The following is an 8,332-nucleotide window of genomic DNA, read 5'->3' on the forward strand; positions in this document are numbered from 1 at the left end:
CTGCGGCGACGGCTCGCTGGGCTGGCCCGAGGCCGCGCCCTTCGACCGCATCCTCGTACGGCCGGGGCCCCGGGGCTGCGCCAGCCCTCCTGCGCCAGCTGGCCGTGGGCGGCCAACTCGTCATTCCGGTGGGCCCGGCCGATGCCCAGCGCATGGTGCGCGTGGTGCGCGAGGGCCCCGACGCCTTTGCCCGCGAAGACTTGGCCCCCGCCCGCTTCGTGCCCCTGCTGGGGGCCGGCGGCTGGCAGTAGCTGGCAGTAAGTGGTTGGCTTTCGGCTGATGGCTGTTAGCTTTTTGGGAAGTGGTCTAAAACGAGGTAGTCCGGCGACTTTTTCAGTCGTCGGGCCGCTCTTAGGATTGCCCAAAACCGCTGTTTTCTAATAAGAGTGGCCCGACGAAGCCCTCCAGGCAATTCGCCGGACCACCCCGTTTTAGACCACTACCGCTTTTTATTAGTAGTTATCACGCCAGTGTGTTCCCATGGGGACTCGATTAACTCGGACGGGGTACTTACGGTGGGCAGTTGGGGCCCCGGCGGGCCCGTTTTGGGGCCCGGACCGGCGCGCCCGGCGCGGCTGCCCGATATTTGCGGCTTCATTCCGCTCTTTACCCCGCCGCCTGATGCGCAAGCAAAAGCCCGTCGCCGACTCGTTCGTCATCATGACCGAGCTGGTGCTACCCAACGATACCAACACGCTCAACAACCTGATGGGCGGCCGCATGATGCACCTGATGGACATCGCCGCCGCCATCGCCGCCCAGAAGCACTCCAACCGCATCGTGGTCACGGCCTCGGTCGATAACGTCTCGTTCCGAGACGCCATCCGGCTCGGCAACGTGGTCACGCTCCAGGCCCAGGTCACGCGCGCATTCGCTTCCAGCATGGAAGTGCACATCGACGTGTGGGCCGAGGACATTCCCAACGGCACCAAGTTCAAAACCAACGAGGCGTTCTTCACCTTCGTGGCCGTCGACCAGTCGGGCCGGCCCATCGACGTGCCCGAGGCCGTACCCGAAACCCCCGAGGAAATTGCGCTCTACGACGGGGCCCTGCGCCGCCGCCAGCTACGCCTGGTGCTGGCCGGCCGCATGAAGCCCACCGAGGCCCAGGAGCTAAGGGCTTTATTTGATTTGAAAGAGCTATAAGTTGCTGATTATTAGATTTCAGTGAGCCAGTAGTTCATCAAACAATCTCTGGTAATCGGCAACTAATTACTTACTGCAAAGCACCGCCCATGTCCGCCGAAACCCTGGCTTTCCTCCAGAATTTCTACACCGACGTCACGCTCTACGTGCCGGCCGAACCCGCCGCCGGGGCCCCCACCGCCGCACCCGAAACGGCCGCTCCAGCGGTGCCGCCCGCGCCGCTGCCGGTGAAGCCCGTGCCACCGGCGCGGCTGCCCGCCGCCGCCACCGCCGCTTCGACTGAGGCGGCAGCGGAAGCGTCAACTGCTACCGCTGAAACGGCCGCTACACCTGTGCCAACGGCCACAGTACCAGCCGCCGCAACTGAACCAGTTGCCGTAGCACCAGCAGCCCCCGCTGGGGGCCCGGTAGCGGAGGCGCAGGCAGCAGCGGCCCCGGCATTAGCCACCGCGCCCGCGGTCACCGCGGCAGTGGTTCCAGCGGCAGTGGTTCCGGCGGCAGAGGTTCCAGCGGCAGTGGTTCCGGCGGCAGTGGTTCCGGCGCCGATAGTTTCGGTAGCGCCCGCTACGCCGGCATTACCCAATCCTTCCGTAGCAGCACCGGCACAAACCGCGGCGGCGGCTGGGGCCCCGGGCGCAGAAACTGGGGCCCCAAGGCCGGCCTCTGGGGCCTCGGCCCCAGCTGCACCGGCGGTACCACCGGCGCAGCTCACGCCCTTTACCACGCTGGGCAGCCGGGCCGATGGCGTGGTGCTGCTGGTGCGCCTGCCGCCTGACCAGTTCCACAAGCTGCACCGCAACGTGTTCCTCAACAAGATGTTGCAGGCTCTGGGCTTGGTAATGGCCGACGTGGTGCTGGTGAACGTGGAGTCGCACCTGCCGGTGGCGCTGACCAGCCTGCGCCGCGAGCTGGCCGCCACGCAGGTCGTCGCCTTCGGCCGCAACCTGCTCGACGTGGCTGTGCGCAACACCCAGATTTATGAGCCCGTGCAGTTCACTATCCAGGGCCTCTCCTACCTAGCCGCCGCCGAAATCGAAATGGTGGAGTACGACGTCAGCCTAAAAAAGCGCCTGTGGCCCGGTTTGCAGCGCATGTTTTTAGGGTAGATTACGCCCGTAACCAAGGTGGCAGATTGGAGATTACCGTTGTGCGCAAGCACGCCGCAGGAAGCATTTTGGCGGTTCCTCAGCGGGTTCGATTCCCGTCCCTGGTTCATTAAAAAAAAGGCCCGTCTGCTAGCAGACGGGCCTTTTCTTGTTGCTTGGTTAAGGCACTACTTCAGCACCTCAGCCAGCTTGGCTTCCAGGGCGGGGCCGCGCAGGTTTTTGGCGATGATGATGCCGTTGGGGTCGAGCAAAAACGACTGCGGGATGGCCGTGACGCCGTAGGCGGCCCCGGCTACGCTCTGCCAGCCGGCCAGGTCCGACACGTGGTTGGGCCAGAGCAAGCCGTCGGCGGCGATGGCTTTGGTCCAGCGACCCTTCTCCTGATCGAGCGACACGGAGAACACCGTGAAGCCTTTGCCTTTGTCCTTAAAGGTGTTGTAGGACTTCACCACGTTGGGATTTTCTTGGCGGCAGGGCCCGCACCAGCTGGCCCAGAAATCTACCAGTACATACTTGCCGCGCAAGCTGCTGAGGGCCAGCTTGGGGCCCTCGGGCGTAGGCAGGTTGATGTCGGGGGCCTTGGCACCGACGATAGTGGCGCGCATGGGCTCCAGCCGCGCCGTCAGCTCCTTGGTGAAGGGCGAGTCGGGGTTGGCCTTGCGCTGCACGGCGGCGATGGAGTCGGCAAACTGAAAGTTGTCCTCGGGATTCAGGAAAGCGCCGACGGCGAAGCCCGTGGCCACGGCCGCCGGGTGGCGGCGCAGCACGCCCTTCACGCGGGCGGCGGTGCGCTCCTGCACCGTGGCAGCCTCGGCCTCAATGGCTTGCGTCGTGGCGGTGTTGTTGGCCGAAGCGGCCGCCGTGTAGCGGGCCTTGAGGTCGTCCATCTGCGTTTTGGTCCCTTCCATCACCTGGGTCAGCTCGCGCAGCACCTCGGCGTCGGGGCTGCCTTGCACGGTGTAGGTGGCGGGCAGGCGCTGGGCGTCGCCGGCCACGGCCACGCGGGTTTTGTCGTCGAGCAGCAGCAGCAACTGGTTGGCGTCGTTGATTTTCAGCTGGTACAGGCCCGCCGTGGGGGCCGTGCCCTTAAAGGTAAACTTGCCCGCAGCATCGGTTTTAGCCGAGGCGCGCTCCACAAACTGGTTCGATTGCAGCTCGGCCAGGTGCAGCTCGGTGCCAGCCGGGGCGTTTTTCAGCTGGCCAGTGATTTCGTAGCCCGCCGCCGCCGAAACGGGTTGGCAGGCATTGGCACCGCCCAGTACAGCGGCGGCCAGCAACGTGGATTTAATCATCAGGTAACGCATGTAAAGCAGTGAGCAGGAACGGCAGGCCGTCAACAATTACTAGACCAATAGGCTCCCCTAACGGCTGTTAGCGAAAAAAAGATCAACCTTGGGGCCCGGTCCGGGCCCTGGCCGGGCCCGGGGCCCTAGCCGGCATCCAATGCGGCGCGCAGCAGCTGGTTGGCCTGCTTGGGGTCGGCCTTGCCGCCGGTGAGCTTCATGAGCTCGCCCATAAACATGCCGGTGAGCGACTTTTTGCCGGCCCGGTACTCGGCTACTTTGGCCGGGTTGGCGGCCAGCACCTGGGCCACCAGGGCCCCCAGCTCGTCGCCGTCGGTCTTGCTGAGCAGGCCCAGCGCCTCGGCCGCGCCGGTGGCGTTGGCCGTGGGGTGCTCCAGCAGATACGGAAATAACTGCTTGCTGGCCACCGAGTAATTAATCTTGTCCTCGTCAATCAGTTCAATGATGCCGGCGAGCTGGGCGGGGTCCAGAGGAAAGTCCTCAATGGCCAGGGCCCGCTCGTTAAGGTACGACTTCACGGGGCCCATCACCCAGTTGGCGGCGGCCTTGGCGTTGGGCGTGAGGCGGGCCAGGCCGTCGAAGTACTGCGCCACTTCCTTTTGGTCAATCAGCACCGAGGCGTCGTAGTCGCTCAGCCCCAGCTCGCCGGTGAAGCGGGCGTAGAGCTGCTGCGGCAAGGCCGGCAGCTCGGCCTGGATGCGGTGCAGCCAGGCGTCGTCGATGACGAGCGGCGGCAGGTCGGGCTCAGGGAAGTAGCGGTAGTCGTTCATCGTCTCCTTGCTGCGCTGGCCGTTGGTGGTGCCCGTCACGGCGTCGAAACCACGGGTTTCGCTGGCCACCTCCTCGCCGGCCTCCACGATGGCAATCTGGCGCTCAATCTCGTAGGCAATGGCGCGCTGCACGTTGCGGAAGGAGTTCATGTTCTTCACCTCCACCTTCATCCCAAACTCGGGGGCCCCGTGCAGCATCACCGAGATGTTGGCGTCGCAGCGCAGCGAGCCTTCCTCCATGTTGCCGTCGCAGATGCCGAGGTACTCCACCAGCTTCTTGATTTCGGTGAGGTAAGCGTAGGCTTCTTCGCCGGTGCGGATGTCGGGCTCGCTCACAATCTCAATCAGCGGCACGCCGGCGCGGTTCAGGTCCACCAGGGTTTCGGTTTCGCCGGCCAGGTGCATGCTCTTGCCCGCGTCCTCCTCCAGGTGGATGCGCGTGACGCCGATGCGCTTCACTTCGTCGCCCACGCGCACGTCGAGGTGGCCGTCGTAGCAAATCGGGGTTTTGTCCTGCGTAATCTGGTAGCCCTTGGGCAGGTCGGGGTAAAAGTAGTTTTTGCGGGCAAACAGGTTGTCGCGCCGGATGTGGCAGTTGGTGGCCAGGCCCATTTTCATGGCGAAGTCCACGGCGGTGCGGTTCACTTTGGGCAGGGTGCCGGGGTGGCCCAGGGTGATGACCGAGAGGTTGGTGTTGGGGGCCACGCCGTACTCGTTCTCATCGGACGAATACATTTTGCTGCGCGTGAGCAGCTGGGCGTGTACTTCCAGCCCAATCACGGGCTGGTACTTGGCAAGCAGGGCGTCGTCCATATAATACAGCTGATGAGCGGGCCGCGGCCAATGCCGCCGCAACCCGGCCGCAAGTTAAAACCGATTCGGGCCCCGGTTTTGTTCGGGCGGGGCCCTGGCGCGGGTTTGGGCCCCCGGGGCCCCAATTTTTGGCCTGGCACCGGAAGCATTTGCTACGCGCCGGGCCAAAAAAAAGCAGCCCGCTCAATACGAGCGGGCTGCTTTAACCAAGGTAGCGGGGCCGGGGCCCCGGCGGCCTTACTTCTTAGCCGGCGCCTTTTTGGCGGGGGCCTTCTTCACTGGGGCCTTGCGGCTGCGGGGCGAGCCCGTACCGATGGTCTTTTTACCCGGCAGCTTCTTGCCTTCGGCTTTCAGCTCGCTGATGGTGGGCGCCGGGCCGTACTTTACTTCGGCGGCGTTGGTTTCGCCGGTGAGGTAGGGGTCGAAGTCCACGCGGCGGTTCAGGGCCTGGCCGGCGGCCGTCTTGTTGTCGGCCACCGGGTGGGTTTCGCCGTAGCCACGGCTCTCGATGCGCTCGGCGGGGATGCCTTTATCCAGCATGTACTTGCGGGCCGCGGCGGCACGCTCGTAGCTCAGGCGCAGGTTGTAGTTGTCATCGCCTTTGCTGTCGGTGTGGCCAGCAATGCTGAGCGAGTAGTCGGGGTACTCGTTCATGATCTGCACCATCTGCTCCAGCTTGGGGTACGACGTGGCTTTAAGGGTCGACTTGTTGAAGTCGAAGTTGATGTACTTCGTGGCCTCGTTGAGCACCTTCTTGGTCTCCGCCTTCATCTCGGGGCAGCCCTTGTTGCTGGCGGGGCCGGCACGGTCGGGGCAGCGGTCTTCGTAGTCGGCTACACCATCGCCGTCGCGGTCAAGCGGGCAGCCGTTGGCGTCCACTTTCACGCCAGCGGGCGTGTTGGGGCACTTGTCGAGGTAGTCGGCCACGCCGTCACCGTCCGCATCCAGCGGGCAGCCGCTGGCGTCGACTTTGGTACCGGCGGGGGTGTTGGGGCACTTGTCGTCGGCATCGGCCACGCCGTCACCATCGGCGTCGGGGCAGCCTTGCAGAGCGGCCAGGCCTTTCACGTCGGGGCACTTGTCCTGGTAGTCGGCCACGCCGTCGCCGTCCGTGTCAACCGGGCAACCGTTCTCGTCCACTTTCACGCCGGCGGGCGTGTCGGGGCACTTGTCTTTGCGGTCTGATACGCCGTCGCCATCGGTGTCCTTGGCTTTGCCGATGTTGGCAGTCAGGCCGGCCGAGAATTGCAGGTAGCGGTCGTGGTTGTAGTAAAAGCCTTCGGCGTTGCTGGCCGAGCCGTCGAGCTTGTCGTCGCCGGTGACGAGCATGTGCTCGCCCGCCTGGGCAAACAGGCTAAAGCCCGGCGTGATGCGGAAGTCCAGGCCGACGGCGCCCTGGGCGTCAAAGGACGTGAAATCGAGGTGGTTAGCAGCGGCCGTCGGCGAGGCGTAGCGGTCGGAGTTGACGCGGGCCACGCCCGGCTGGATCAGGAAGTAGGGGCGGATAACGGCTTCGTCCTTCAGGGGCAGCTTGAACTTGAAGCCCAGGCCGTAGGTGCTGATGTTGGCGTAGAAGCGGGTGCCGTTGTTGGCAAAGGCGCCCGTGGGCGACGGGAAGCGCAGCGTGGACTGGTTGGCCGACAGGTTGATGTCGAAGCCTTTGCTGATGTAGCGGCTCAGGGTGAGGCCGCCGCCGTAGGTGTTGTTCTTGGCTTTAAAGTAGGTGTTGCCCATGTCGCCCATGTACTGGAGCGTGGTGGCGTACCCGCTGATGCCAAACTTCTTATCGGCCGACTGGGCCTGGCTGCGCGGTGCCGCGGCCAGCAGGCCCAAGCCCACCAAAGTTGTTGTAGATAATAGGTGTTTCATAAGAAAAAGTAAGAAGCGGGGAATTTTCCCATTGGTAGGCGTGTCTAACGATGCGCAAATTTACAGCGCACAAGTTGCATAACCGTGCCGATTAACGAATTACGGCAAACTGCTGTTCGGGTCCGCCCCCATTGATAACCAAGAAATAACATTCGGGGCCCCGCAGCGCACAGGTGCTAGCCCCCGGGCATGGGGAAGCCGGGCTCCGGACTTAGGCAACCCAGCCATGCGCGGCAGAAAAAACCGGTGGGCAGGGCCCCGGCGGGCTTCACAGCCGCCGCGGGCCGGAGCCCTGCCCCGGCGTGACGTAAAACACAACCGGCACGCGGCAGGTAGCGCGCACGGTTTGCCCGTCGCGCTGCCCGGGGCGGAACCGCTTGGTGAGGCCGCGCACGGCGGCCAGCACTTTCTCGTTCAGCCACGGGGCCGACGAGTGGGCCACGTAGGGGTCGGCCACCTCGCCCTGCTCGGTGATGGTGAACACGACGTCGATTTCGCCCACCGGCCAGCGAGCCTTGCCCGGCACCGCGGGCACCGCCCCGCCCGGCTGCGCGGCGGCGTTGCCCCAGCCCAGCGCGCCCAACGGGGCAAAGCGGTGCATTTCGGTGGCGGTGGGGCGCACCTGCCGCGTCACGTCGTGGTAGAGCACCAGGGCCCCGCCCGGGTACAGCGGCGGCTGCTCGTAGGGGAAGTACGGCACGGGGCGGCCGTCGGGGCCGTAGCAGGCCCCGAGCATGTTCTGGTCGGCCGCAAACCGGTCGCGCCGCTTCAGGGTGCCGTCGGGGTAGTAGGCCAGCAGCTCGCCCTGGCGGCGGCCCCCGAGATACTCTTCCTTGGTGCACAGGCCGCCGTCTTCGTACCACGTGGTGCGGGTGCCGTGCACCACGCCCCGGCCCAGGTCGAGGTAGGGCGTGTAGGCTTGCAGGGCCCCCGTGGCGTAGTAGCGCCGCACCACAGCGCGGCTGCTATCGGGGCGCAGGGTCTCGACGCGGTAGGCGGCGCTGTCGGGGCCCGGCAGCGGGCGCTCGTCGGCATCGAGATAGGCCACCGTCGTTTGCGGAAACGCGGGCGCGGGCACGGCCTGGGCGTGCGCGGCCCCTCCTAGCCCCCAGGCCATCAGCAACGCAAGCAGGAAACGGAGAGCAGGCATCGAGCGGTTTGGGTAGGGTTGGCCGGCGGGCAGGCGCTGGGGGCCCCAGCCCGGGGCCCCTCCTTTCAAATATAAGCCCCAACGCGCTTTTTGCCAACTCCCTACGCCGGCGCTGCCAGTCCCGCCCGCAGCGCCCGGGGCCCGCCCTGGCTGGCCGGATGCGGGCCGGCGCAC

General features: G+C 65.5%; 6 protein-coding genes and 1 pseudogene. 3 read left to right on the plus strand and 4 right to left on the minus strand.

What is annotated here, in order from left to right:
• From BEN49_RS07550 to BEN49_RS26695, 3 genes and pseudogenes are all read left to right on the plus strand, one after another.
• Positions 1 to 251: pseudogene (locus BEN49_RS07550) on the plus strand (hypothetical protein); the annotation flags it as partial.
• 370 nt (positions 252 to 621) lie between these two features.
• Positions 622 to 1,146, plus strand: a complete 525-nt coding sequence (locus BEN49_RS07555; RefSeq protein ID WP_070742440.1) for an acyl-CoA thioesterase — start codon at positions 622 to 624, stop codon at positions 1,144 to 1,146.
• An 89-nt stretch (positions 1,147 to 1,235) separates the two neighbouring features.
• Positions 1,236 to 2,252, plus strand: coding sequence for a hypothetical protein (locus BEN49_RS26695; RefSeq protein ID WP_125916613.1), 1,017 nt, complete (start codon positions 1,236 to 1,238; stop codon positions 2,250 to 2,252).
• A 167-nt stretch (positions 2,253 to 2,419) separates the two neighbouring features.
• On the opposite strand, the gene BEN49_RS07565 is transcribed toward BEN49_RS26695, so the two are convergent.
• From BEN49_RS07565 to BEN49_RS07580, 4 genes are all read right to left on the minus strand, one after another.
• Positions 2,420 to 3,544 carry a TlpA disulfide reductase family protein gene (locus BEN49_RS07565; protein ID WP_158022789.1) on the minus strand — a complete coding sequence of 375 codons (1,125 nt, stop codon included), beginning with the start codon at positions 3,542 to 3,544 and terminating at the stop codon, positions 2,420 to 2,422.
• Positions 3,545 to 3,681: 137 nt separating this feature from the next.
• Entirely contained in the window at positions 3,682 to 5,139 is a 1,458-nt protein-coding gene (gene gatB / locus BEN49_RS07570) for an Asp-tRNA(Asn)/Glu-tRNA(Gln) amidotransferase subunit GatB (RefSeq protein WP_070742443.1), read from the minus strand.
• Between the two features lie 237 nt (positions 5,140 to 5,376).
• Entirely contained in the window at positions 5,377 to 7,008 is a 1,632-nt protein-coding gene (locus BEN49_RS30450; protein ID WP_083325884.1) for an OmpA family protein, read from the minus strand.
• 268 nt (positions 7,009 to 7,276) lie between these two features.
• Positions 7,277 to 8,158: an energy transducer TonB gene (locus BEN49_RS07580; protein WP_125916615.1), complete on the minus strand. Its 882-nt coding sequence runs from the start codon at positions 8,156 to 8,158 to the stop codon at positions 7,277 to 7,279.
• Positions 8,159 to 8,332: the final 174 nt, after the last annotated feature.

The organism is Hymenobacter coccineus, from assembly GCF_001816125.1.
GTDB classification, from domain to species: Bacteria; Bacteroidota; Bacteroidia; order Cytophagales; family Hymenobacteraceae; genus Hymenobacter; species Hymenobacter coccineus.

Excerpts from the sequence above, each read along its gene's own strand:
- BEN49_RS26695 (WP_125916613.1), top strand. The coding sequence starts at position 1,236 with ATGTCCGCCGAAACCCTGGCTTTCCTCCAGAATTTCTACACCGACGTC.
- gatB (WP_070742443.1), bottom strand. The coding sequence starts at position 5,139 with ATGGACGACGCCCTGCTTGCCAAGTACCAGCCCGTGATTGGGCTGGAA.
- BEN49_RS07555 (WP_070742440.1), top strand. The coding sequence starts at position 622 with ATGCGCAAGCAAAAGCCCGTCGCCGACTCGTTCGTCATCATGACCGAG.
- BEN49_RS07565 (WP_158022789.1), bottom strand. The coding sequence starts at position 3,544 with ATGATTAAATCCACGTTGCTGGCCGCCGCTGTACTGGGCGGTGCCAAT.
- BEN49_RS30450 (WP_083325884.1), bottom strand. The coding sequence starts at position 7,008 with ATGAAACACCTATTATCTACAACAACTTTGGTGGGCTTGGGCCTGCTG.
- BEN49_RS07580 (WP_125916615.1), bottom strand. The coding sequence starts at position 8,158 with ATGCCTGCTCTCCGTTTCCTGCTTGCGTTGCTGATGGCCTGGGGGCTA.